The sequence below is a fragment of the Burkholderia sp. Z1 genome, assembly GCF_014893795.1.
In the GTDB taxonomy this organism is placed as follows: Bacteria; Pseudomonadota; Gammaproteobacteria; order Burkholderiales; family Burkholderiaceae; genus Burkholderia; species Burkholderia theae.
Window position 1 is genome coordinate 3,254,303 of record NZ_JACFYL010000001.1, and the last position, 24,256, is coordinate 3,278,558.

Here is a 24,256-nt window from a genome sequence, read left to right on the forward strand (position 1 = left end):
GATGACTACGCATTTCCGCTGGACCCAGCTGCTGCCGCTCGCCGCGGTCGCCGCGCTCGCGGGCATCACCTGGTGGCTGCTGCAGGCCACGCTGCCGCCGCCCGGCGAGGGCGTCGCGCAGCCGAAGCGCCACACGCCCGATTATTTCGCGGACAACTTCTCGGTCACCGAGCTCGACCAGTCCGGCACGACCCAGTACCGGCTGACGGCCGCGAACCTGATCCATTACGAAGACACCGAAAACAGCGACCTGGTCGATCCGGCCATGCGCGCCTTCCAGCCCGGCAAGCCGGTCGTGACGACCACCGCGAAGCGCGGCACCGTCAACGGCGACGTGTCGATCGTCGACTTGTACGACAACGCGCGCATCCTGCGCGCGGCCGGCGGCGGCGATCCGCAGATGCAGGCCGATTCCCAGCATTTCCGGATCTTCGTCAATGACGATGTGATCCAGACCGAAAAGCCGGTTAAACTTCAGCGCGGCCTGTCGCTCGTCAACGCGACCGACGGCATGAAGTACAACAACGTCACCCGGGTCATCGAGCTTTACGGCAACGTGCGCGGCACGATCGCCGCGGCGGACACGTCCGGCGGCTCGAAAGGTCAACCCAAGTGACGCATCCCTCACGTGACTGCATGAACGAACCGTTCCCTCGACAGAATTCCGGCGGCGCTGCGCGCGCCGTCCGCGCCGCGCTTGCCGCGACGCTCGTGGCGCTCCCGCTGATCGGGCTGGCGCCGCTCGCCCATGCCGAGAAGGCCGACCAGAGCAAGCCGATCAACGTCGAGGCCGACAACCTGACCTACGACGACCTGAAGCAGGTCACGGTCGCGACCGGCAACGTCGTGATCACGAAGGGCACGATCATCATCAAGGGCGATCGCGTCGAAGTGCGCCAGGACCCGGAAGGCTATCAGTACGCCACGTCGTTCGGCAGCAGCAAGAAGCACGCGACGTTCCGCCAGAAGCGCGAAGGCCTCGACGAATACATCGACGGTGACGCCGAGCGCATCGACTACGACGGCAAGCAGGACCTGACCACACTGACGACCGCCGCGACCGTGCGCCGCCTGCAGGGCACGTCGACCATCGCCGATACCGTGCACGGCAGCGTGGTCACGTACGACGGCCAGCGCGACTTCTACACCGCCAAGGGCGGCAAGGACGTCGCCGCGCCGGGCAACCCGAACGGCCGCGTGCGCGCGATGCTGTCGCCGAAGAACGGCGGCCCCGCTCCGCTGAACGGTGCGCCGGCGAAGCTGTCGCCGTCGACCACCATCCAGGGAGCGCCGGGCCAATGAACGCGTTACCGAACCGCCAGCCGGCCGGCACCACGAGTTCGCTCGTCGTCCGCAACCTGAAGAAGCGCTACGGCTCGCGCACGGTCGTCAAGGACGTGTCGCTCGACGTGAAGAGCGGCGAAGTCGTCGGCCTGCTCGGCCCGAACGGTGCCGGCAAGACCACCTCGTTCTACATGATCGTCGGCCTCGTGCCGCTCGACGCGGGCGAGATCTCGCTGAACGGCAGCTCGATCAGCCTGCTGCCGATCCACAAGCGCGCGTCGCTCGGCCTGTCGTACCTGCCGCAGGAAGCGTCCGTGTTCCGCAAGCTGACCGTCGAGGAAAACATCCGCGCGGTGCTCGAACTGCAGTACGGCGAAGACGGCAAGCGGCTGTCGAAGGACGCGATCGCGGCGCGCACCGAAGCGCTGCTCGACGAGCTGCAGATCGGCCACCTGCGCGAGAACCCCGCGCTGTCGCTGTCGGGCGGCGAACGACGCCGTGTCGAAATCGCGCGCGCGCTCGCGACCAATCCGAGCTTCATCCTGCTCGACGAACCGTTCGCCGGCGTCGACCCGATCGCGGTGCTCGAGATCCAGAAGATCGTCAAGTTCCTGAAGCAGCGCAACATCGGCGTGCTGATTACCGATCACAACGTCCGCGAAACGCTCGGCATCTGCGACCACGCGTACATCATCAGCGACGGCTCGGTGCTCGCCGCCGGCGCGCCGAGCGATATCATCGAAAACGAAAGCGTACGCCGCGTGTATCTCGGCGAACACTTCCGCATGTAACTCCCTCCTCGTGGCTGGCTGCACCCCGCCCGGCATCGCCGCGCGGGGCCGTGCCCCGCTTCGCGGCCATGCCCGCGGCCGGGCGGCGCGCCGCGCGTAATCGCGGATGGCTCAACGCGCCTGGGTCGTGGCACACTGCCGGTATGACTCCCTCCTTGCCATGAAAGCCAGCCTTCAACTCCGCCTGTCGCAACATCTGGCGCTGACGCCCCAGCTACAGCAGTCGATCCGGCTCCTGCAGTTGTCGACGCTCGAATTGCAACAGGAAGTCGCGATGGCCGTCGCGCAGAACCCGCTCCTCGAGAGCGACGACGAATGGATCGCGAGCCCGTTGCGCGTTGCATCGGACGGATCGCTGATCGCGCAGACGCCCCCCGCGCAGAACACCGAGCCCAGCGCGGCGAACAGCAGCAGCCAGTCGAGCGATCGCGCGGAGCGCGACGAACCGGCCGGCGCGGACGAATACGACGGTTACGGGTCCGGCGACGGCAACGACGGCCCGCAATGGAATCTCGACGAATACGGCCGCTCGAGCGGCGCATCCGACGACGACGACCTCCCGCCGCTGCAGGTACAGGAAGCCGCGACGTCGCTGCGCGACCACCTGTCCGCGCAGTTGCGCGTCACGCAGGCCGGCCCGCGCGATCGCGCGCTCGTGATGTTCCTGATCGAATCGCTCGACGACGACGGCTACCTGACCGCGACGCTCGACGAAGTGCTCGCCGACCTGCCGTCCGAGCTGGAGATCGACTGCGACGAACTGAACGCGGCGCTTGCGCTGCTGCACAGTTTCGACCCGGCCGGGGTCGGCGCCCGCTCGGCCTCCGAATGCCTGAAGCTGCAGTTGCTGCGCCTCGATCCGTCCCCGACGCGCACGCTCGCGCTCGAGATCGTGTCGCAGCATCTGGAACTGCTCGCCGCACGCGACTTCACACGGTTGCGCAAGCACCTGAAGGCGAGCGACGACGCGCTGCGCGACGCGCATGCGCTGATCCGCTCGCTGGAGCCGTTCCCCGGCGCCGCGTACGGCAAGGCCGAGGCCGACTACGTCGTACCCGACATCATGGTGAAGAAGGTCGGCCAGGGATGGCTCGCGGAACTCAATCCGGAAGTCGTGCCGCGCCTGCGGATCAACAACCTCTACGCGAACATCCTGCGCAACAGCCGCGGCGATCCGTCGGCCGGTTCGCTGAAGCAACAGCTCCAGGAAGCACGCTGGCTGATCAAAAATATCCAGCAGCGTTTCGACACGATCCTGCGTGTCGCGCAGGCTATTGTCGAGCGTCAGAAGAATTTCTTTGCGCACGGTGAAATTGCCATGCGCCCCTTGGTTTTGCGGGAAATAGCTGATACGCTGGGCCTACACGAGTCGACTGTCAGCCGTGTGACAACCGGGAAGTACATGCTGACCCCGTTCGGGACGCTTGAATTTAAGTACTTCTTCGGATCTCACGTTTCGACCGACACCGGTGGCGCCGCCTCGTCGACCGCCATCCGAGCCCTCATCAAGCAACTGATAGGAGCTGAAGACCCAAAATCGCCACTTTCGGACAGCCGCATTGCCGAGCTGCTGGCAGAACAGGGTTTCGTGGTCGCGCGCCGCACGGTTGCGAAATATCGCGAAGCCCTCAAGATCCCGGCAGTGAATCTGCGCAAGTCTCTTTAGGCCTGCTGCCTGCCCGGCGGCAGGCGTGTTCCGGCCACCGCGCACACGGGGAACAAGCCGGGCGACCTGTCCGCGATACGCCGCTTCGTGCGGCAAGGGCAAGTCGACCGGAGCGCCGCCTCGATGCGGCCGGGTGGTCACTCGCTTGGAGAAGCACTATGAACCTGAAGATCAGTGGACATCATCTCGAAGTCACGCCTGCAATTCGCGAGTACGTCATCACCAAGCTGGACCGGGTGCTACGGCATAGCGATCAGGTGATCGATGGCACTGTGATCCTCTCGGTCGACAATCACAAGGAAAAGGACAAGCAGCAGCGCGCGGAAATCAACCTGCACCTGAAGGGCAAGGACATCTTCGTCGAAAGCGCGAACGGTAACCTGTACGCAGCGATCGATCTGCTGATCGACAAGCTGGATCGCCAGGTCGTCAAGCACATGGAGCGCCTGCAAACGCACGCGCACGACCCGATCAAGCTTCAGCCGTCGATCGACCAGATCGAACTGCCGCCGCAGTAACCGACACCGCAACACGCACGCCGCCCGGTTCGCCGGGCGTTTTTTTTGCGACTCCGCGCCCGTGGTGCGACCGGTCCGTCCATGCTGCGCCACGCACGCGGCTGTGCTCTATAATGTTCCGGTTATCGCCGGGGGGCGTTGGGTGCGGTAGCTGCGTTGCAGGTTGCCGATGCCAAATGCCTTGATATCGCCTGAACATGGAAAATCAGTCTGCCGCCGCAAGGAGACCCCAGGCCGCCCAATCGCCTGCCAACATGAATCGCCTAGCCAAAATCCTGCCCATAGAGAACGTCGTCATCGACCTCTCAGTCACCAGCAAGAAACGCGTCTTCGAACAAGCCGGGCTGATGTTCGAGAATCAGAACGGCGTCGCCCGCAGCACCGTCACGGACAACCTGTTCGCGCGCGAGCGCCTCGGTTCGACCGGGCTCGGCGAAGGCGTCGCGATTCCGCACGGGCGCATCAAGGGTCTCAAGCACCCGCTCGCCGCGTTCGTGCGGCTCGCCGACGCGATCCCGTTCGAAGCGCCCGACGGCCAGCCGGTTGGCCTCCTGATTTTCCTGCTCGTCCCCGAGCAAGCCACCCAGCAGCACCTCGAAATCCTGTCGGAAATCGCGCAACTGCTGTCCGATCGCGACGCGCGCGAGCGTCTGCACAACGAAACGGACATCGCCGAGTTGCATCGCCTGCTCACTCAGTGGCAACCTTGAGTTGATCCGGGCGGAATATTTTCCCGTACGAGGCGGCACGCGCCGCCCACCAGGGCCGCCCGGTGCCGGCCCGGCATGGCGACGTCCGTCGCCGCGCGCATGCGCCGGCCCATTGGAGTGACGAAAGTCATGGATACGTCCAGCATCAACGCCCAGAGCATCTTCGACGACAACGCGGCCACGCTGAAACTGAGCTGGCTGACGGGGCATGAAGGCTGGGAACGCGGCTTTTCGGCCGACACGGTCGGCAATGCGACCTCGAGCGCCGACCTCGTCGGCCACCTGAACCTGATCCACCCGAACCGGATCCAGGTGCTCGGCGAAGCCGAAATCGACTACTACCAGCGGCAGACCGACGAAGACCGCTCGCGCCACATGGCCGAGCTGATCGCGCTCGAACCGCCGTTCCTCGTCGTCGCCGGCGGCGCCGCGGCACCGCCCGAACTCGTGCTGCGCTGCACGCGCTCGTCGACCCCGCTGTTCACGACGCCGATGTCGGCCGCCGCGGTGATCGACAGCCTGCGGCTCTACATGTCGCGCATCCTCGCGCCGCGCGCGACGCTGCACGGCGTGTTCATCGACATCCTCGGAATGGGCGTGCTGCTGACCGGCGATTCGGGCCTCGGCAAGAGCGAACTCGGCCTTGAACTGATCAGCCGCGGCCACGGCCTCGTCGCCGACGACGCGGTCGATTTCGTCCGTCTTGGCCCCGATTTCGTCGAAGGGCGTTGCCCGCCGTTGCTGCAGAACCTGCTCGAGGTTCGCGGCCTCGGCCTGCTCGACATCAAGACGATCTTCGGCGAGACCGCCGTGCGGCGGAAAATGAAGCTGAAGCTGATCGTCCAGCTCGTGCGCCGCCCCGACGGCGAATTCCAGCGCCTGCCGCTCGAAAGCCAGACCGTCGACGTGCTCGGCCTGCCGATCAGCAAGGTCACGATCCAGGTCGCGGCCGGCCGCAACCTCGCGGTGCTCGTCGAGGCAGCCGTCCGGAACACGATCCTGCAGTTGCGCGGAATCGACACGTTGCGCGATTTCATGGATCGGCAACGACTCGCGATGCAAGATCCCGACAGTCAGTTCCCCGGCAAGCTGGTGTAACCCGCACGCGCCGGCCGCGCAACGCCGACGCGTCGAGCCGGTGCTATGATGAAACGTCAGGATTCTCTGCTTCCCATGCGCATCGTCCTTATCACCGGCATCTCCGGCTCAGGCAAGTCCGTCGCGCTGAACGCGCTCGAAGACGCAGGCTATTACTGCGTCGACAACCTGCCGCCGCACGTGCTCCCCGAACTCGCCCGCTACCTCGCCGAGGACGGCAAGCGTCGGCTCGCGGTCGCGATCGACGCGCGCTCGAGCGCATCGCTCGACGAAATGCCCGGCCTGATCCGCGATCTGTCGCGCGAGCACGACGTGCGCGTACTGTTCCTTAACGCGAGCACCCAGGCGCTGATCCAGCGCTTCTCCGAAACGCGCCGCCGCCATCCGCTGTCCGGCTCGCCGTCGCACGACGCGAACGTCGGCCTGCTGTCGTCGCTGGAGGAAGCGATCGAGCGCGAACGCGACCTCGTCGCGCCGCTCGCAGAATTCGGCCACCAGATCGATACGAGCACGCTGCGCGCGAACGTGCTGCGCACGTGGGTCAAGCGCTTCATCGAGCAGAAGGACAACGACCTGATGCTGATGTTCGAGTCGTTCGGCTTCAAGCGCGGCGTGCCGCTCGACGCCGACCTGATGTTCGACGTACGCGCGCTGCCGAATCCGTACTACGACCACGAGTTGCGCCCGCTCACCGGGCTCGACCAACCGGTCATCGCCTTTCTCGACGCACTGCCGATCGTCCACCAGATGATCGACGACATCCATGCGTTCCTGATGAAATGGCTGCCGCACTTCCGCGATGACAACCGCAGCTACCTGACCGTCGCCATCGGCTGTACGGGCGGCCAGCATCGCTCGGTGTTCATCGCGGAAACGCTCGCCGCGCGCGTCGCGCACGAGGCGAACGTGATCGTGCGGCATCGTGACGCGCCAGTGGATGTCGACGCGTCGTCGCGGCTCGTCTCCGAGGTCCACCGACCGTAGCGACGCCCGCTCCTTCGTTTGCGCGCCATGTCCTCTCTATCGACCACCCTGATCGACCTGCCGTTGTTTCCGCTGCATACGGTGCTGTTTCCGGGAGGCTTGCTCCCGCTCAAGGTGTTCGAGGCGCGCTATCTCGACATGTCTCGCGCATGCCTGCGCGACGATGCGCCGTTCGGCGTGTGCCTGCTGAAGAGCGGGCCCGAGGTCGCGCAGGATGGTGCCGTGTCGGTGCCCGAAACCATCGGCTGCATGGCGCGCATCACCGAATGCGACACCGGTGAATTCGGGATGCTGTATCTGCAGGCGGTCGGCACGCAGCGTTTCGAGCTGCTGTCGTATCGCGTCGAAGGCAACGGGCTGCTGGTCGGCATCGCGGAGCCGCTGCCCGACGACATCCCGCTCGAAGGCGAGCAGACGCTCGCGCAGTTCGGCTCGTGCGCCGAAGTGCTCGAGCGCATCATCGACGCGCTGAAGAAGTCCGAACCGGGCAAGATGCCGTTCGGTGAACCGTTCCGCCTCGACGATCCGAGCTGGGTGTCGAACCGACTGGCCGAACTGCTGCCGCTCGACCTGCGCGCGCGGCAAAAGCTGATGGAGTTCCCTGACGTCGGCGCCCGCATCGACGCCGTGCATCACGTGCTCGACCGGCACGGTTGGCTTTGAGTACCCTCGGCCAGGCCCTGCGCCGACAGCGTCATTCCCCGGGAAGACTTCCCACCTGGAGCGGCCCGGCGCTCTCTTGAGCGCGCGAGCCACGCCCTTCTCTTTTCGTTACAGCAGCGGCCCGCTCAGCGCATCGAGCAGCTTGCGCACCGGCGCCGGCACACCGTACGCGTCGAGCCGACTCAACGGCACCCATGTGGTGTCCGCGTCCCGCCCGTGCGGCAGCACACCACCGCCATCCGTCATGTCGCTCAGCCGCGGCTCGATCTCCAGCCGGAAATGCGTGAACGTGTGCGTGAGCGGCGCGAGCGGCACCGGACCGCCGCCGCCGAAGCCACGCGCGAGTTCTGCGAGCGCGGCATCGCCGTCGGCTTGCGGCAGGCTCCACAGGCCGCCCCAGATGCCGGCCGGCGGCCGCCGCTCCAGCAGCACGGCGTCGCCGTCGCGCAGCACGAGCATCCAGGTCTTGCGCGTCGGCACGGCCTTCTTCGGTCGCGCGGCCGGCAGTTCGCGCTGGCGGCCCGTCGATTGCGCGACGCAGTCGCCCGTGAACGGACAACGCGCGCAATCGGGCTTGCCGCGCACGCACAGCGTCGCGCCGAGATCCATCAAGCCCTGTGTATAGGCGCTCACGTCGGCCGCGTTCGCGGCGTCGGGCAGCAGCGATTCGGCGAGTGCCCACATGTCGTTCTCGACACGCTTCTCGCCCGGAAAACCCTCGACGCCGAACACCCGCGCGAGTACGCGCTTCACGTTGCCGTCGAGGATCGTCGCGCGCGCGGCGTAGGCGAACGACGCGATCGCCGCGGCCGTCGAGCGGCCGATACCCGGCAGTTCGGCCAGCGCGTCGGGTGTCGACGGAAACGCGCCGCCGTGCTCGGCGACGACGACCTGCGCGCAGCGGTGCAGGTTGCGCGCGCGCGAGTAGTAGCCGAGCCCCGCCCACAACGCCATCACGTCGTCGATCGGCGCCGCCGCGAGCGCGGCGACGTCAGGGTAGCGTTCGAGAAAGCGCGTGTAATACGGGACGACGGTCGACACCTGCGTCTGCTGCAGCATGATTTCCGACAGCCAGATGCGGTACGGATCGCGGGTGTTCTGCCAAGGCAGGTCGTGGCGGCCGTGCTCGCGCTGCCACGCGACCAGGCGCGTGGCGAACGTGCGATGCAGCGGCGTGACGGGGAACGGGGCGGGAGCGGTGCGGGGCGGCTTCAAGTTTTCTAATCGTGGGAAAAGGTTTTAACGCTGGGTTTCAACGCTGGCAGGTCGGGCAAAAATAAGTCGACCGCTGGCCCTGCACGATCTGGCGGATCGGCGTGCCGCATACGCGGCAAGGCTGGCCCGCTCGGTCGTAGACGAAGCAGTCGAGCTGGAAATAGCCGCTTTCGCCGTTGCTGCCGACAAAATCGCGCAGGGTGCTGCCGCCGCGCTCGATCGCGTCGGCGAGCGTCGCGCGCACGGCGTCGGCCAGCCGTTCATAACGCGGCAGCGAGACCTTGCCGGCGGCCGTCGTCGGCCGGATACCGGCGCGAAACAGGCTCTCGGATGCATAGATGTTGCCGACGCCGACGACCATGTCGCCCGCGAGCAGCGCCTGCTTAACCGATACCGTGCGGCCGCGCGTGCGCGCGTGCAGCAGCGCGCCGGTGAACGCCGGCGAGAACGGCTCGACGCCGAGGCTCGCGAGGAGCGGATGCGCATGCACGTCGCCCGCTTCGCGCGGGTGCCACAGCACGGCGCCGAAGCGGCGCGGGTCGCGGAACCGCAGCACGAATTCGTCGAAGATCCAGTCGATGTGGTCGTGCTTCGCGGCAACGGGCACACCGGCCGCGGGCAGCACGCGCAGCGTGCCCGTCATGCCGAGATGGACGATGAACCAGCCCGCGTCGACCTCGAACAGCAGGTACTTGCCGCGACGCTCGACGGCGAGCACCTCGCGCGCGCGCAACTGCTCGGCGAGCCCCGCCGGCACGGGCCAGCGCAGCATCGCGGTACGGACGTCGACACGCTCGACGCGGCGGCCTGCGACAAAGGGCTCGATACCCCGGCGCGTGACTTCGACTTCTGGCAACTCTGGCATGTTTTGCGGGTCTGAGGCTAGGGTCTGTTTACATAGGGAACGCGCATGCGTTGCCACGAGAACGGCCGCTCGCGAGGCGCGCGACGCCGCGAATACTGACGTATTCGCAAGGAGCGCAACGCGGCGAGCGGCCGTTCTCGTGGCAACCCCAAATTAAAAAATTCATGTCACGGGAATGCCCGAAATCGCCCGCATGGTGGCGTCGCTCGTCGCTTGTTTGACTCGCCAAACGGCCCTCCTCGCTTCTTGCCGTGCGGGCGATTTCGGGCATTCGCATGTGCGTCCCCTATGTAAACAGACCCTATCACGATCGTGCGTGTATTGTAGCGAGCGCGTTACAATCGGTTGAAACATCGAACGGATTTCCATGACCCTGCCCTCGAAGCTGCTTCAGAAGCGCCCCGCCGCCGTGCGCGGCGCGCGCGCCTTCCCGGTCCGCCGTGCACTCGGCGCCGCGTTGTTTGCCGCCTGGACCCTCACCGCCTTCCCGGCTCACGCGCAGGATCCGGGATCGGACGACGCGGAGCCGCAGGGCGCGTTCGAGCATGTAATGCCGGACGAGCAGAAGAATCTCCCCGGCGTCCCGCTGACGAGCCAGATCGTCTACCAGGTGCTCGCCGCCGAGGTCGCGCTCCAGCGCAACCAGCCCGCGCCGGCCTACCAGACCTACCTCGCGCTCGCCCGCGACACGCGCGATCCGCGCATGGCGCAGCGCGCGACCGAGATCGCGCTCGGCGCGCAGAGCCCGGCCGACGCGCTGTCCGCCGCGAACCTGTGGCGCCAGTACGCGCCGGATTCGAACCGGGCGTCGCAGGTCGACGCCGCGCTGCTGGTGCTCGCCGGCAAGCCGGCCGACGCGCAGCCGATGCTCGCGCGCGAGCTGGCCAGGGCGACCGGCGAGACGCGCGGCCCGGCAATCCTCGCGCTGCAGGCGCTGCTCGTGCGCGGCCCCGACCGCGTCGGCGGCCTCGCGGTGCTGAAGGACATGCTGAAGAGCGACATGAACCGGCCCGAGACGCAGCTCGCGATCGCGCGGCAGCAGCTCGCGGTCGACGATAAAGACGGCGCCGCGCAGTCGCTGAAGCAGGCGCTGCAGCTCCGCCCCGACTATCTGCCGGCAGCGCTGATGCTGTCGCAGATGGGGCCGGCGGAACGCGCGGCGGGCATCGCGTCGTTCGAGAAATATGTTCAGCAGAATCCGAAGTCGCGCGACGCGCGGCTGGCGTTGTCGCAGCTCTATCTCGCTGACGATCGCCTCGAGGACGCGCAGAAGCAGTTCGAGACGATGCGCAAGCTCGACTCGAAGGATCCGACGCCGCTGATGGCGCTCGCGCTGATCAAGATCCAGCAGAAGAAACTCGACGAAGCGACCGCCTACCTGAAGCAGTACGTGCAGCTCGGCGACAAGCAGCCGAACCTCGACGTCGGCCAGGGCTACATCTACCTCGCGCAGATCGCGATCGACCAGGACAACGACGCGCAGGCATCGCAATGGCTCGACAAGGTCGACCAGACGAGCCAGCACTACCTGCCCGCGCAGATCACGCGCGCGCAGTTGCTGCAGAAACAGGGCAAGACCGACGAGGCGCGCAAGGTGCTCGACGACCTGCCCATCTCGGATCCGCGCGACGCAGCCGTGGTCGCGCGCACCGACGCGTCGATCCTGTTCACCGCGAAGCGCTATCCGGAAGCCGAGGCGCGGCTCGGGCAGGCGGTCCAGGACTTCCCCGACGATCCCGACCTGCGCTACGACTACGCGATGGCGGCCGAAAAGACCGGCCACTACGCAACGATGGAAAAGCAGCTGCGCGAGCTGATCCGCACGCAACCCGACAACCCGCAGGCATACAACGCGCTCGGCTATTCGCTCGCCGACCGCAACCAGCGCCTGCCCGAGGCCAGCAAGCTGATCGACAAGGCGATGGCGCTCGCGCCGAACGACGCGTACATCATGGACAGCCTCGGCTGGGTGAAGTACCGGATGGGCGACACGACCGGCGCGGCGACGGTCCTGCGGCGCGCGTACGACCTGCAGCCGAACGCCGAGATCGGCGCGCACCTCGGCGAAGTGCTGTGGAAGAGCGGCGCGCAGGACGACGCGCGTTCCGCGTGGCGTGCCGCGCAGAAGCTCGAGCCCGACAACGACACGCTCGTGCAGACGCTGAAACGCCTCCAGATCAACGGCCTTTGATGCAGATGTTCCCGATGCTTTCCCTGTCTTCCCGCGCGCAGCGCACGCTGGCCGCGGCCGGCGCGGCGCTCGCGCTCGCCGGCTGCGCAAGCACGCCGCCGTCGGCCAGCGCGCCGACAGGCGCGGCGCTGCAGACCGCCGCGACGCACGCTTACCATGGCCGCTTCGCGGTGCAGTACGACGACCGTCTCGGCAAGCAGCAGAACGTGTACGGCAACTTCGACTGGCAGGAGCACGGCGACGACGTGTCGCTCGAGTTGCGCAGCCCGCTCGGCCAGACGCTCGCGGTCGTGAAATCGACGCCGAGTGCGGCGTCGCTCGAGTTGCCGAACCGTCCGACGCAATATGCGACGGACGTCGGCGACCTGATGCAGAAAACGCTCGGCTTCGACCTGCCGCTCGCGGGCCTGCGCTACTGGCTGCAGCCGACGCCCGCGCCCGCGACGCCCGCGGAGACGGTGCGCGATCCGGCCGACGGCACGCGCGTGAAGCAGATCCGCCAGGACGGCTGGACCATCGATTACCTTGCCTACGCGGATGCCCCGGCCACGGGCGTCAAACGCGTCAACCTCGTGCGCGCGACACCGCCGCTCGACATCAAGCTCGTGCTCGACCAGTGAGCACGCCTAGCCCCGACAACCGCATGACCGATTCGACCCGCTCGCTGCGCAACTGCCTTGCGCCCGCGAAACTCAACCTGTTCCTGCACATCACCGGCCGTCGTCCGAACGGCTATCACGATCTGCAGAGCGTGTTCCAACTGCTGAACTGGGGCGATACGCTGCACTTCACGCTGCGCGACGACGGCCGCGTGTCACGCGTCACCGACGTGCCCGGCGTGCCCGAGGAAAGCGATCTCGTCGTGCGCGCGGCCAACCTGCTGAAGGCGCACACGGGCACCGCGTCCGGCGTCGACATCGAGATCGACAAGTGCCTGCCGATGGGTGCCGGCCTCGGCGGCGGCAGCTCCGACGCGGCGACGACGCTGCTCGCGCTGAACCGCCTGTGGCGACTCGACCTGCCGCGCGCGGAGCTTCAGTCGCTCGCGGTAAAACTCGGCGCGGACGTCCCGTTTTTTATTTTTGGAAAAAATGCGTTCGCAGAGGGTATCGGAGAAGAATTAGCTGAGGTAGAATTGCCGACTCGCTGGTTCTTGGTTGTGACGCCACGTGTTCATGTCCCGACCGCTGAAATATTTTCAGATGAGTTGTTGACAAGAGATTCGAAGCCAGTCACAATTGCTGACTTTCTTGCACAGCAAAACAGCGATGCGGGATGGCCAGACAGCTTCGGCCGGAACGATATGCAGCAAGTTGTGACAAGTAAGTACGCGGAAGTTGCGCAGGTGGTTAAATGGTTGTATGATGTGACCCCCGCGAGGATGACTGGCTCCGGAGCAAGCGTGTTTGCAGCGTTTCGCAGCAAGCATGAGGCAGAAGCGGCGAAAGCCAAGCTGCCCACCGGTTGGAACGGTGCAGTTGCCGAGAGCCTGAACGAGCATCCGCTCTTCGCTTTCGCGTCATGAAGTTTTACTTGGCCGGACGGCCTACACAAGTCCGGTTGAGTTATCAGTTAAGTGTAGGGGAGTCGCCAAGTTGGTCAAGGCACCGGATTTTGATTCCGGCATGCGAGGGTTCGAGTCCTTCCTCCCCTGCCAAAAATTTTTCCCGCATTTCCCGCCTAAGCCTGAAGCAGGTGCACGATGAGCAGCCATGACGGCCTGATGGTTTTTACTGGCAACGCGAATCCCGCGCTCGCCCAGGAAGTCGTCAACATTCTTGGAATCCCCCTCGGCAAAGCAATGGTCAGCCGTTTCTCCGACGGCGAGATCCAGGTCGAGATCCAGGAAAACGTGCGTGGCAAGGACGTCTTCGTCCTGCAATCCACGTGCGCGCCGACGAACGACAACCTGATGGAACTGATGATCATGGTCGATGCGCTCAAGCGCGCATCCGCCGGCCGGATCACTGCTGCCATCCCCTACTTCGGCTACGCCCGCCAGGACCGCCGCCCGCGTTCGGCGCGCGTCGCGATCTCGGCGAAGGTCGTCGCGAACATGCTGGAAATCGCCGGCGTCGAGCGGATCATCACGATGGATCTGCACGCCGACCAGATTCAAGGCTTCTTCGACATCCCGGTCGACAACATCTACGCAACGCCGATCCTGCTGGGTGACCTGCGCAAGCAGAACTACTCGGATCTGCTCGTCGTATCGCCGGACGTCGGCGGCGTGGTGCGTGCCCGGGCACTCGCGAAGCAGCTCAACTGCGATCTCGCGATCATCGACAAGCGTCGTCCGAAGGCGAACATCGCCGAAGTGATGAACATCATCGGTGAAGTCGAAGGCCGCACCTGCGTGATCATGGACGACATGGTCGATACGGCCGGCACGCTCTGCAAGGCCGCGCAAGTGCTGAAGGACCGCGGCGCGAAGCAGGTGTTCGCTTACGCGACGCACCCGGTGCTGTCGGGTGGCGCCGCCGATCGCATCGCCGCATCGGCACTCGACGAGCTGGTCGTCACCGATACGATCCCGCTGTCGGCCGAATCGCTGGCGTGCACGAAGGTCCGCTCGCTGACGAGCGCGAGCCTGCTGGCCGAGACGTTCTCGCGGATCCGTCGCGGCGACTCGGTGATGTCGCTGTTCGCGGAATCCTGATCGCGACTCGACGCAACCAAGCATTCGCAAAAAGCGAAGCGGCAACGCTTCGCTTTTTGCACAATCGGACGGGATAGACGAAACCCCGGCCGTTTCATCGGGGGCCGCCGTTTGACGGCCCCGTTTTACTGCCTGGTCGCGGGCAGCTATTGGAGAATCACATGAAAGTCGTCGCTTTCGAGCGCCAAGAGCAAGGTACGGGTGCGAGCCGCCGCCTGCGCAACGCCGGTAAGACCACGGGTATCGTTTATGGTGGCGAAGCAGCCCCGCAAAAGATCGAACTCGATCACAACGCCCTGTGGCACGCCCTGAAGAAGGAAGCCTTCCACTCGTCGATCCTCGATCTCGAAGTGGCCGGCCAGTCGCAACAGGTTCTGCTGCGCGACGTGCAATATCACCCGTTCAAGCAACTGGTGCTGCACGTGGACTTCCAGCGCGTTGACGCATCGAAGAAGCTGCACACGAAGGTGCCGCTGCACTTCATCAATGCTGAAGTCAGCCCGGCCGTGAAGCTGTCGAGCGCGATCGTTTCGCACGTCGCGACGGAAATCGAAATCGAGTGCCTGCCGGCTGCCCTGCCGGAGTTCCTCGAAGTCGACCTGTCGAAGATCGAAGCCGGTCAATCGCTGCACGCGAAGGACATCACGCTGCCGAACGGCGTCGCGCTGGTCGCACACATCGATGCGGAAAACCCGGTTGTCGCATCGGCGACGGTCCCGGCTGGTGCCGTGTCGGACGCAGCAGGCGATACGCCGGCTGCCTAAGCGCCCAATCGATCCGTTTCACGAAACGGTCGACGCAACCCGCCGCGGCTTGCCCGGCGGGTTTTTCTTTTTCTGCGCCCAGGCGGCAGTTGCCGCCTTCGAAACGTCATGATCAAACTGATCGTCGGCCTCGGCAATCCCGGGGCGGAATACACCGCGACGCGCCACAACGCCGGCTTCTGGCTGATCGACCAGCTCGCCCGCGAAGCAGGCACGACGCTGCGCGACGAGCGCCGCTTCCACGGCTTCTACGCGAAAGCGCGCCTGCACGGCGAGGAAGTCCACCTGCTCGAACCGCAGACCTACATGAACCGCTCGGGCCAGTCGGTCGTCGCGCTCGCGCAATTCTTCAAGATCCTGCCTGACCAGATCCTCGTCGCGCACGACGAGCTCGACCTGCCGCCCGGCACCGTGAAGCTGAAGCTCGGCGGCGGCAGCGGCGGCCACAACGGCCTCAAGGACATCTCCGCGCACCTGTCGTCGCAGCAATACTGGCGGCTGCGGATCGGCATCGGCCATCCGCGCGACCTGATTCCGGAAAGCGCGCGCGCCGGCGCGAAGCCCGATGTCGCGAACTTCGTGCTGAAACCGCCGCGCCGCGAGGAACAGGATGTGATCGACGCGTCGATCGAACGCGCGCTCGCCGTGATGCCGATGGTCGTCAAGGGCGAACTCGACCGCGCGACGATGCAGCTGCATCGCAACTGAACGCGCATCGCACCGGCACGGTGCATCGAGCCGTCCGGCCGCGCCGGGCGGCCCCGCCCTTCCCACCGTGACGTCCACATGCGGTAATCTCGTCGTTTTGCCCGACAGGAGCCAAGCGGTGAGCCGTTACTGGAGCGACGTCGTTCAGCAACTCGTGCCTTACGTGCCGGGCGAGCAGCCCGCGCTCGCGCACCCCGTCAAGCTGAACACCAACGAGAATCCCTATCCGCCGTCGCCGCGCGTGGTCGCGGCGATCGCACGCGAACTCGGCGACACCGGCGACACGCTGCGCCGCTATCCGGACCCGGTCGCGCGTGCACTGCGCGAGACGGTCGCGGCCCATCACCGCATCAAGCCCGAGCAGGTGTTCGTCGGCAACGGTTCCGACGAGGTGCTCGCGCACGCGTTCCAGGCGCTGCTCAAGCACGACCGGCCGCTGCGCTTTCCCGACATCACGTACAGCTTCTATCCGACCTATGCGCGCCTGTACGGCGTCGCGACGACGGTCGTGCCGCTCGCGGACGACTTCTCGATTCGCGTCGACGACTATCTCGATGACGCCGGCGGCGTGCTGTTTCCGAACCCGAATGCACCGACCGGGCGCGCGCTGCCGCTCGCGGACGTCGAGCGGATCGCGGCCGCGAATCCGTCGTCGGTCGTCGTGATCGACGAGGCGTACGTCGATTTCGGCGCGCAGTCCGCGATCACGCTGATCGACCGCTATCCGAACCTGCTCGTCGTGCACACGACGTCGAAGGCGCGCTCGCTCGCGGGCATGCGCGTCGGCTTCGCGTTCGGTGATGCGGCGCTGATCGACGCGCTGAATCGCGTGAAGGACAGCTTCAACTCCTATCCGCTCGACCGGCTCGCGCAAGCCGCCGCGCAGGCCGCATACGAGGACACCGACTATTTCGACGCGACCTGCCGGCGCGTGATCGACAGCCGCACGCGGCTCACGCACGCGCTCGACGCGCTCGGCTTCGACGTCGTGCCGTCGGCCGCGAATTTCGTGTTCGCGCGCCATCCCGCGCACGATGCGGGCGCGCTTGCGGCAAAGCTGAAGGAACGGGAAATTTTCGTGCGGCACTTCCGGCTGCCGCGGGTCGACCAGTATCTGCGCATCACGGTCGGCACCGACGCCGAATGCGATGCGCTCGTCGCGGCATTGCGCGAACTGCTGGCCTGAAACGGAAGAACCGGCGCCGGGCGGCGCCGCTCGGGAAGCGAGACGCGTGCGCCGACAGACGAAGGCGCGCGCGTCACCGCAGGGTCACGACGCGTCGTCGCCCTTCGCGGCGATCAACACGTGATACTTCTCCATCAATTGCGCGTGCGATTCGTCATGCTGCGGATCGCGCGGAATGCATTCGACCGGACATACCTGCTGGCACTGCGGTTCGTCGAAATGGCCGACGCACTCGGTGCACTTGTTCGGGTCGATCACGTAGATGTCCGGGCCCATCGAAATCGCGCCGTTCGGGCACTCGGGCTCGCACACGTCGCAATTGATGCACTCGTCGGTAATCATCAAAGCCATACTGATCTCACTTCTTCAGGCCGCCGGCCGGCTTCGCAACGAAACCGGCCGGCGCCGCGTCACGCGGCAGGGCCTCCCATCGCGGTGACTTTCTCGGTCAGCCATTTCTCGACGGACGGGAACACGAACTTGCTGACATCGCCGCCCAACTGTGCGATTTCGCGCACGATCGTCCCCGAGATGAACTGGTACTGATCGGACGGCGTCATGAACATCGTCTCGACGTCGGGCAGCAGATAGCGGTTCATCCCGGCCATCTGGAACTCATATTCAAAATCGGACACGGCGCGCAGGCCACGCACGATCACGCGTGCGTTGTTGGTGCGGACAAAATCCTTCAGGAGACCGGTGAAGCTCATCACCTTCACGTTCGGATAATGGCCGAGCACCTCGTTCGCAATCGTCAGACGTTCTTCCAGCGAGAAGAACGGCTTTTTCGCGCGGCTGTCGGCGACTCCAACCACCAGCGTATCAAAAATGCTCGACGCACGCCGCACGAGGTCTTCGTGCCCGCGCGTCAGCGGATCGAACGTACCGGGATACACGGCGACTACCATGTCGCTCCTCCTGTCATCACGCAAACGGGATGGCAGCCGTGCGATGCGCACGCCACTGCCGAGATGGGCATGCGTCGCCTTTGCGGCGCGCCGCCTCGTATCGAACGCGCATTATTCATCATTTTCGCGCCGCAGCAAATGATAGTGAACCGCACCCGCCTTGCCGTGCTTCACGACCTGCCAGCCCGCCAGCGCGTCGTGCGCGGCCGGATCGAGTTCCGCCCCCGTCTCGACGTACAGCGCGCCGTCCGCCGAAACGAGCGGCGCCGCCAGCGCGAGCGCGCGCTCGAGCACGGCCGGCTCGCCGAACGGCGGATCGAGAAACACGACGTCGAACGCGCCCGGCGAGAGCCCGGCCGCGAGCCGCAGCGCGTCGGCCTCGGCAACCTCGACCGTACGGGCGCCAAGCTTGTCCTTGATCGCGCGCAACTGCTGCGCGGCGCGCGGATGGCGCTCGACCATCACGACGCTTGCCGCGCCGCGCGACGCGGCCTCGAAACCGAGCGCGCCGGTGCCCGCGAACAGGTCGAGGCAGCGCCACCCTTCGAGATCCTGGCCGAGCCAGTTGAACAGCGTTTCGCGCACACGATCGGGCGTCGGCCGCAGGCCGTCGAGATCGAGCACCGCGAGCGGCGTGCGTTTCCAGTCACCGCCGATGATGCGGATCGTGTGCGGCTTGCCGCGGCCGGGAGGGGCCGCCGGGCGGCCGGAAGAGGAACGGGACATACGGAATAGTGACAACGGAGGGACCGGGCGCGCGCAGGGGCGCACCGCCAAACAGGCGCACGTTACCACAGCGGCGACGCGCACTGACGCGAGCACCACGCCGCACTGATAAAATGCACGGTTTCGGCCACCGTGCGCCGCGTCCGCGCGAACGCAGAACGGCCCCTCCGGCACCCCGCCCCTGGCGGCGGCCCGCCCTCTTCCCGACGTCAGACCATGTTCAGCTTCTTCAAACGATTCAAGAAAACGCAGGAGCCCGATCCGGCGGAATCGCAATCGGCCGACGCGTCGCAAGCGGACGCGTTGTCCGATGCGCCCGCGGTCGAGGCCCCGCCCGCGGCCGACGTGCCGCAAGCGCCCGTGCAACCGGCCGCACCGGCCATCGTGATGACGGTCACGCCGACCAACGACGGCCGCGACGAAGTCGTCGAGACGGTCGAAATCGTCCCGCCGCCGACGCAGGACGCATCCGCGAAGAAGTCGTGGCTTGCGCGCCTGAAAACGGGGCTCGCCAAGACCGGCTCGAGCATCACCGGCGTATTCGTCAACACGAAGATCGACGAGGAGCTGTACGAGGAGCTCGAAACCGCGCTGCTGATGTCCGACGCGGGCGTCGACGCGACCGAGTACCTGCTCGACGCGCTGCGAGAAAAGGTGCGCACGGGCCGGCTGACCGACCCGCAGCAGGTGAAGAGCGCGCTGCACGACCTGCTCGTCGAGCTGCTGAAGCCGCTCGAGAAATCGCTGATGCTCGGCCGCGCGCAGCCGCTCGTGATGATGATCACCGGCGTGAACGGCGCGGGCAAGACGACCAGCATCGGCAAGCTCGCGAAGCACCTGCAGAGCTTCGACCAGTCGGTGCTGCTGGCCGCGGGCGACACGTTCCGTGCAGCCGCGCGCGAACAGCTGGCGGTCTGGGGCGAGCGCAACAACGTGACGGTCGTGCAGCAGGAAAGCGGCGATCCGGCCGCGGTGATCTTCGACGCGGTCAGCGCCGCGCGCGCGCGCAAGATCGACGTGATGATGGCCGACACGGCCGGCCGCCTGCCGACGCAGCTCCACCTGATGGAAGAGCTGAAGAAGGTGAAGCGCGTGATCTCGAAGGCGCACGACGGCTCGCCGCACGAGGTGCTGCTGGTGATCGACGCGAACACCGGCCAGAACGCGCTCACGCAGGTGAAGGCATTCGACGACGCGCTCGGCCTCACGGGCCTCATCGTCACGAAGCTCGACGGCACCGCGAAGGGCGGGATTCTCGCCGCGATCGCACGGCAACGCCCGGTGCCCGTCTACTTCATCGGTGTCGGCGAGAAGGTCGAGGACCTGCAGCCGTTCAGCGCCGAGGAATTCGCGGACGCGCTGCTCGGCTGAACGCCGCCGGCACGCATCGCACGGGGCGCCTTCGGGCGCCCTTTTTCATGCGCGCCCGCAAACCGGGCGCCACGCTCACTCGGCGTCGGGCTGCACGCCGGGCTCGGCGGCCTTGAAGGCGTCGAGCGTCGCCGCATGATCGGCGATCCGCTGGATCGTCGGATAACGCGTCGTATCGATCGAGAAGCGGTTCGCGTTGAACACCTGCGGCACGAGGCACACGTCGGCGAGCGTCGGCGTGTCGCCGAAACACAGCTTGCCGGTACGCGGATCGTTTGCCAGACGCGTCTCGAGCGTTTCGAAGCCCGCCTCGATCCAGTGCCGGTACCACGCGTTCTTCGCCTCCTCGGGCACCTGCAGCGTGTGCTTCAGGTACTTCAGCACGCGCAGGTTGTTGAGCGGATGGATCTCGCACGCGACCTGCAGCGCGACCGCGCGCACATACGCGCGATCGACCGGCTGCTTCGGCAGCAGCGCGGGCTCGGGATGGGTTTCTTCAAGATATTCGATGATCGCGAGCGACTGCTGCAGCGTCGCGTCGCCGTCGGTCAGCGTCGGTACGACCGCATCCGGATTGAGCGCGCGGTACTCGTCCTTCAGTTGCTCGCCGCCGTTGCGCAGCATGTGCACGGGCACATAGTCGAACGGCAGCTGCTTCAGGTTCAGGGCGATCCGCACGCGGTACGACGCTGAACTGCGGAAATAGCTGTAGAGCTTCATGGGATGTCTCTCGTAGTCGTATTCGGCCGGCAACGGCACAGGCGCGGCGCAGCCGGCGCGCGCACCGCCGGGAACCAGAGTGTAGCGCGACGCGATGCGCGGCCGCGCTGACGCCGGCCGCGCCCGTGCGATACTCGGGACATTCCTCACCGCTCACCGCGCGGCCCGATGCCGGCCGCCCGCCCCACGCCCCGATGACCGCTTCCCACGATCCCGCCGCCGTTCCGTTCCCCTGCGCCCGCTTCATCAAGGAAATCGGCCGCGGCCCGCACGGCGCGCGCGCGCTGTCGGCCGAGGACACGTTCGAACTCTATCGCGCGATGCTCGACGCACGCGTGTCGGACCTCGAACTCGGCGCGATCCTGATCGCCTATCGGCTGAAGGGCGAATCCGCCGACGAACTGGCCGCGATGCTCGCCGCCGCGCAGGCGTCGTTCGAGCCCGTGCACGTGCAGGACGCCGCGTTCCGCCCCGTGTCGATCCCGAGTTACAACGGCGCGCGCAAGCAACCGAACCTCGTGCCGCTGCTCGCGCTGCTGCTCGCGCGCGAAGGCGTGCCGGTGCTCGTGCACGGCGTCGAGCGCGATCCGGGCCGCGTGACGAGCGCCGAGATCTTCTCGGCGCTGTCGCTTCCGCCGTCGACGTCGCACGACGCGATCGAGGACACGCTCGCCGAGCGCCGCGTCGCATTCGCGCCGATCGAAGCGCTGGCGCCGCGCATCGCGCACCTGCTGTCGATGCGCAGCGTGCTCGGCGTGCGCAACTCGACACACACGCTCGTGAAGATCCTGCAGCCGTTCGCGCCGGCCGGCCTGCGGCTCGTCAACTACACGCATCCGCCGTACCGCGACAGCCTCGCGCAATTGTTCCGCGACCATCCGGACGCCGCGCTCGGCGGCGCGCTGCTCGCGCGCGGCACCGAAGGCGAGGCCGTCGCCGACACGCGACGCCAGGTGCAGGTCGACTGGCTGCACGACGGCGTATGCGACACGCTGATCGAAGCCGAACGTTCATCGACCGATGCGCCGCCCGTCGCACTGCCCGAATCGCGCGATGCGGCGACGACGGCCGCGTGGACGGACGCCGTGTTGCGCGGCGAGATGCCGGTGCCCGACACGGTCGCGCGACAGGTCGCAACGATCGTGCAGATCGCCCGCATCGCGCGCTGACGGCGCGGCGTCGACCCGCCCCCGCGCCCCGGCCATTTGACACGCGCCCGCAATCTGGCATAGAGTTGCCGTCATGCGTTCCTTTCCGAACACCCTCCGAATTACCTCGGGCCGCCTAGCGCGGCCGCTATCGCTACGACTAGCCTAAGGCTGTCGTAGCGCCGTGTGCTGTCCGCACGGTCCCTCCCAGCAGTTCCTCGCAGTACCCCTCTCGCAGTTTTTACAACCCGAAGTCGTCAGCATTCGTCCGTCTATCCGTCGGTCGATTCGCGAAGATCATCCGCATCCGCAGCGCCATCGTGTGCCGCGGTGCGAGGCAGCGCCAACCGTCGCCCATGCCGCCCGTCTTCGCTCGCGACTTGAGACCCGAGGTCCCGAAGATGCAGCGCAATCCGCAAGACAAATACCGCCCGTTCGAACCCGTCCGCCTCAATGGCCGCCGCTGGCCGGCCCGCACCATCGAACGCGCGCCCGTCTGGATGAGCACCGACCTGCGCGACGGCAACCAGTCGCTGATCGAGCCGATGAGCATCGAGCAGAAGCTCGAGTTCTTCGAGATGCTGGTCGCGATCGGTTTCAAGGAGATCGAAGTCGGTTTTCCGTCGGCGTCGCAAACGGACTTCGAATTCGTCCGCAAGCTGATCGACGACAAGCGGATTCCGGACGACGTGACGATCGAGGTGCTCGTGCAGTCGCGCGAAGACCTGATCGCACGCACGTTCGACGCGCTCGAAGGCGTGCCGCGCGCGATCGTGCACCTGTACAACGCGGTCTGCCCGTCGTTCCGCCGCATCGTGTTCGGGATGTCGAAGCACGACGTGAAGGCGCTCGCGGTCGACGGCACGCGCATCATCAAGGCGCACGCCGCCGCGCACCCCGACACGCACTGGACCTTTCAGTACTCGCCGGAAACCTTCAGCATGACCGAGCTGACGTTCGCGCGCGAGATCTGCGATGCTGTTGCGCAGACCTGGCGGCCGACCCGCGACCACAAGATGATCGTGAACCTGCCGGCCACCGTCGAAGCCGCGAGCCCGAACGTGTTCGCCGACCAGATCGAATGGATGGACCGCAACCTCGCGTATCGCGACAGCATCGTGCTGTCCGTGCATCCGCACAACGATCGCGGCACCGCGGTCGCGGCGGCCGAACTCGCGCTGCTCGCGGGCGCCGACCGCATCGAAGGCTGCCTGTTCGGCAACGGCGAGCGCACGGGCAACGTCGATCTCGTCACGCTCGCGTTGAACCTCTACACGCAGGGCATCGACCCGGGCCTCGATTTCTCCGACATCGACGCGGTGCGCCGCGTCGTCGAACGCTGCAACCAGATTCCCGTGCATCCGCGCCATCCGTACGCGGGCGACCTCGTGTTCACCGCGTTCTCGGGCTCGCACCAGGACGCGATCCGCAAGGGCTTCGCGCAGCAGCGCCCCGACGCGCTCTGGGAAGTGCCGTACCTGCCGATCGACCCGGCCGACCTCGGCCGCAGCTATGACGCGGTGATCCGCGTGAACAGCCAGTCCGGCAAGGGCGGCGCGACGTTCCTGCTCGAACGCGGGATGGGCTTCACGCCGACGCGGCGCGTGCAGATCGAATTCAGTCACGCGGTGCAGACGCTCGCCGACGCGTCCGGCGAGGAAGTGACGGGCGACGCGATCTGCGCGCTGTTCGCCCGCGAATTCTTCGAGACCGACGGCCCGGCTGCACGCCACGGCAGCAACGCGCGCTGGCGGAACCGCGAGATCGCGGCGGCGCCGGCAGCCGACGCGACGCCGGAGGACGCCGTGCGACGTTTGGCCGCGGCATTTGCGGCGGCCGCCGGCGCGTCGATCGACGTCGCGTCGTGCGAACACGCGCGCACGACGGACGGCCGGTTCGCGGTGTCGGTCGGCTGCCGGGTCGGCGATGCACCGCAGCGGCACGGCGTCGGCCTGCACGCGGAAGCGGCGAGCGCCGCGCTCGACGCGGTCGTCAGTGCGATCAACCGCTCGGCATGGCATTGCACGGACCGCCGCGCGGCGGCCTGACCGTCGGGCTTCGATTCAGGGTTCAAACGTCAG

At 66.6% G+C, this 24,256-nt stretch carries 25 protein-coding genes and 1 tRNA gene; 20 read left to right on the top strand and 6 right to left on the bottom strand.

Going from position 1 to position 24,256, the window contains the following annotated elements; all coding sequences use genetic code 11:
* Position 1 precedes the first annotated feature (1 nt).
* From lptC to H3H55_RS15145, 9 genes are all read left to right on the top strand, one after another.
* A complete protein-coding gene (lptC, locus tag H3H55_RS15105; protein WP_193099115.1) occupies positions 2-616 on the top strand; it encodes an LPS export ABC transporter periplasmic protein LptC in 615 nt (204 codons plus the stop codon).
* Between the two features lie 20 nt (positions 617-636).
* On the top strand, positions 637-1,302 hold the full coding sequence (lptA, locus tag H3H55_RS15110) for a lipopolysaccharide transport periplasmic protein LptA (protein ID WP_048246959.1): 666 nt from the start codon (positions 637-639) through the stop codon (positions 1,300-1,302).
* Positions 1,299-2,075, top strand: coding sequence for an LPS export ABC transporter ATP-binding protein (gene lptB / locus H3H55_RS15115; RefSeq protein WP_193099116.1), 777 nt, complete (start codon positions 1,299-1,301; stop codon positions 2,073-2,075). Before lptA ends, lptB begins: the two co-directional genes overlap by 4 nt.
* Before the next feature lie 160 nt (positions 2,076-2,235).
* Complete coding sequence (locus H3H55_RS15120; protein ID WP_129512998.1) at positions 2,236-3,741, top strand: RNA polymerase factor sigma-54; 1,506 nt, start codon at positions 2,236-2,238, stop codon at positions 3,739-3,741.
* Between the two features lie 158 nt (positions 3,742-3,899).
* Positions 3,900-4,259, top strand: a complete 360-nt coding sequence (gene hpf, locus H3H55_RS15125; RefSeq protein ID WP_006477786.1) for a ribosome hibernation-promoting factor, HPF/YfiA family — start codon at positions 3,900-3,902, stop codon at positions 4,257-4,259.
* Positions 4,260-4,456: 197 nt separating this feature from the next.
* Positions 4,457-4,969 (top strand): PTS sugar transporter subunit IIA, encoded by a 513-nt coding sequence (locus H3H55_RS15130; RefSeq protein WP_048246965.1) that lies wholly within the window; start codon positions 4,457-4,459, stop codon positions 4,967-4,969.
* Positions 4,970-5,098: 129 nt separating this feature from the next.
* On the top strand, positions 5,099-6,067 hold the full coding sequence (gene hprK, locus H3H55_RS15135; protein ID WP_011353227.1) for an HPr(Ser) kinase/phosphatase: 969 nt from the start codon (positions 5,099-5,101) through the stop codon (positions 6,065-6,067).
* A 75-nt stretch (positions 6,068-6,142) separates the two neighbouring features.
* Positions 6,143-7,051: an RNase adapter RapZ gene (gene rapZ / locus H3H55_RS15140; protein ID WP_129512999.1), complete on the top strand. Its 909-nt coding sequence runs from the start codon at positions 6,143-6,145 to the stop codon at positions 7,049-7,051.
* A gap of 27 nt (positions 7,052-7,078) precedes the next feature.
* A complete protein-coding gene (locus tag H3H55_RS15145; protein WP_048246968.1) occupies positions 7,079-7,714 on the top strand; it encodes an LON peptidase substrate-binding domain-containing protein in 636 nt (211 codons plus the stop codon).
* A 108-nt stretch (positions 7,715-7,822) separates the two neighbouring features.
* Here the strand turns inward: H3H55_RS15145 and mutY are convergent, their stop codons facing one another.
* Positions 7,823-8,929 carry an A/G-specific adenine glycosylase gene (gene mutY / locus H3H55_RS15150; RefSeq protein WP_129513000.1) on the bottom strand — a complete coding sequence of 369 codons (1,107 nt, stop codon included), beginning with the start codon at positions 8,927-8,929 and terminating at the stop codon, positions 7,823-7,825.
* A 37-nt stretch (positions 8,930-8,966) separates the two neighbouring features.
* Positions 8,967-9,794 carry a bifunctional DNA-formamidopyrimidine glycosylase/DNA-(apurinic or apyrimidinic site) lyase gene (gene mutM, locus H3H55_RS15155; protein ID WP_048246970.1) on the bottom strand — a complete coding sequence of 276 codons (828 nt, stop codon included), beginning with the start codon at positions 9,792-9,794 and terminating at the stop codon, positions 8,967-8,969.
* A gap of 367 nt (positions 9,795-10,161) precedes the next feature.
* On the opposite strand from mutM, the gene H3H55_RS15160 reads away from it, so the two are divergent.
* The 8 genes from H3H55_RS15160 to hisC all read left to right on the top strand — a co-directional run bounded on the left by H3H55_RS15160 (position 10,162) and on the right by hisC (position 17,302).
* Positions 10,162-11,985: a tetratricopeptide repeat protein gene (locus tag H3H55_RS15160; RefSeq protein WP_193099118.1), complete on the top strand. Its 1,824-nt coding sequence runs from the start codon at positions 10,162-10,164 to the stop codon at positions 11,983-11,985.
* A complete protein-coding gene (gene lolB, locus H3H55_RS15165) occupies positions 11,985-12,605 on the top strand; it encodes a lipoprotein insertase outer membrane protein LolB (RefSeq protein WP_193099120.1) in 621 nt (206 codons plus the stop codon). The genes H3H55_RS15160 and lolB overlap by 1 nt, the downstream gene beginning before the upstream one ends.
* Before the next feature lie 23 nt (positions 12,606-12,628).
* On the top strand, positions 12,629-13,510 hold the full coding sequence (gene ispE / locus H3H55_RS15170) for a 4-(cytidine 5'-diphospho)-2-C-methyl-D-erythritol kinase (protein WP_193099122.1): 882 nt from the start codon (positions 12,629-12,631) through the stop codon (positions 13,508-13,510).
* Positions 13,511-13,565: 55 nt separating this feature from the next.
* A tRNA-Gln gene (locus H3H55_RS15175) sits at positions 13,566-13,642 on the top strand.
* Positions 13,643-13,687: 45 nt separating this feature from the next.
* Positions 13,688-14,644 (top strand): ribose-phosphate pyrophosphokinase, encoded by a 957-nt coding sequence (locus tag H3H55_RS15180; RefSeq protein WP_129513006.1) that lies wholly within the window; start codon positions 13,688-13,690, stop codon positions 14,642-14,644.
* A 161-nt stretch (positions 14,645-14,805) separates the two neighbouring features.
* Positions 14,806-15,408: a 50S ribosomal protein L25/general stress protein Ctc gene (locus tag H3H55_RS15185; protein WP_048246977.1), complete on the top strand. Its 603-nt coding sequence runs from the start codon at positions 14,806-14,808 to the stop codon at positions 15,406-15,408.
* Between the two features lie 108 nt (positions 15,409-15,516).
* A complete protein-coding gene (gene pth / locus H3H55_RS15190; protein ID WP_048246979.1) occupies positions 15,517-16,116 on the top strand; it encodes an aminoacyl-tRNA hydrolase in 600 nt (199 codons plus the stop codon).
* 118 nt (positions 16,117-16,234) lie between these two features.
* Entirely contained in the window at positions 16,235-17,302 is a 1,068-nt protein-coding gene (gene hisC / locus H3H55_RS15195; protein ID WP_193099124.1) for a histidinol-phosphate transaminase, read from the top strand.
* A gap of 84 nt (positions 17,303-17,386) precedes the next feature.
* On the opposite strand, the gene H3H55_RS15200 is transcribed toward hisC, so the two are convergent.
* From H3H55_RS15200 to rsmD, 3 genes are all read right to left on the bottom strand, one after another.
* A complete protein-coding gene (locus H3H55_RS15200; protein ID WP_193099126.1) occupies positions 17,387-17,653 on the bottom strand; it encodes a YfhL family 4Fe-4S dicluster ferredoxin in 267 nt (88 codons plus the stop codon).
* Between the two features lie 59 nt (positions 17,654-17,712).
* Positions 17,713-18,210 carry a pantetheine-phosphate adenylyltransferase gene (gene coaD, locus H3H55_RS15205; protein WP_021163047.1) on the bottom strand — a complete coding sequence of 166 codons (498 nt, stop codon included), beginning with the start codon at positions 18,208-18,210 and terminating at the stop codon, positions 17,713-17,715.
* 111 nt (positions 18,211-18,321) lie between these two features.
* A complete protein-coding gene (gene rsmD / locus H3H55_RS15210) occupies positions 18,322-18,936 on the bottom strand; it encodes a 16S rRNA (guanine(966)-N(2))-methyltransferase RsmD (protein ID WP_193099128.1) in 615 nt (204 codons plus the stop codon).
* Positions 18,937-19,152: 216 nt separating this feature from the next.
* On the opposite strand from rsmD, the gene ftsY reads away from it, so the two are divergent.
* On the top strand, positions 19,153-20,307 hold the full coding sequence (gene ftsY, locus H3H55_RS15215; RefSeq protein WP_193099130.1) for a signal recognition particle-docking protein FtsY: 1,155 nt from the start codon (positions 19,153-19,155) through the stop codon (positions 20,305-20,307).
* Between the two features lie 75 nt (positions 20,308-20,382).
* Here the strand turns inward: ftsY and maiA are convergent, their stop codons facing one another.
* Positions 20,383-21,027, bottom strand: a complete 645-nt coding sequence (maiA, locus tag H3H55_RS15220) for a maleylacetoacetate isomerase (protein WP_193099132.1) — start codon at positions 21,025-21,027, stop codon at positions 20,383-20,385.
* A 194-nt stretch (positions 21,028-21,221) separates the two neighbouring features.
* On the opposite strand from maiA, the gene ybiB reads away from it, so the two are divergent.
* Together ybiB and leuA are read left to right on the top strand one after the other, a co-directional pair.
* Positions 21,222-22,196, top strand: coding sequence for a DNA-binding protein YbiB (ybiB, locus tag H3H55_RS15225; protein ID WP_193099134.1), 975 nt, complete (start codon positions 21,222-21,224; stop codon positions 22,194-22,196).
* Between the two features lie 380 nt (positions 22,197-22,576).
* Positions 22,577-24,223, top strand: a complete 1,647-nt coding sequence (leuA, locus tag H3H55_RS15230) for a 2-isopropylmalate synthase (RefSeq protein WP_193099136.1) — start codon at positions 22,577-22,579, stop codon at positions 24,221-24,223.
* Positions 24,224-24,256 lie beyond the last annotated feature (33 nt).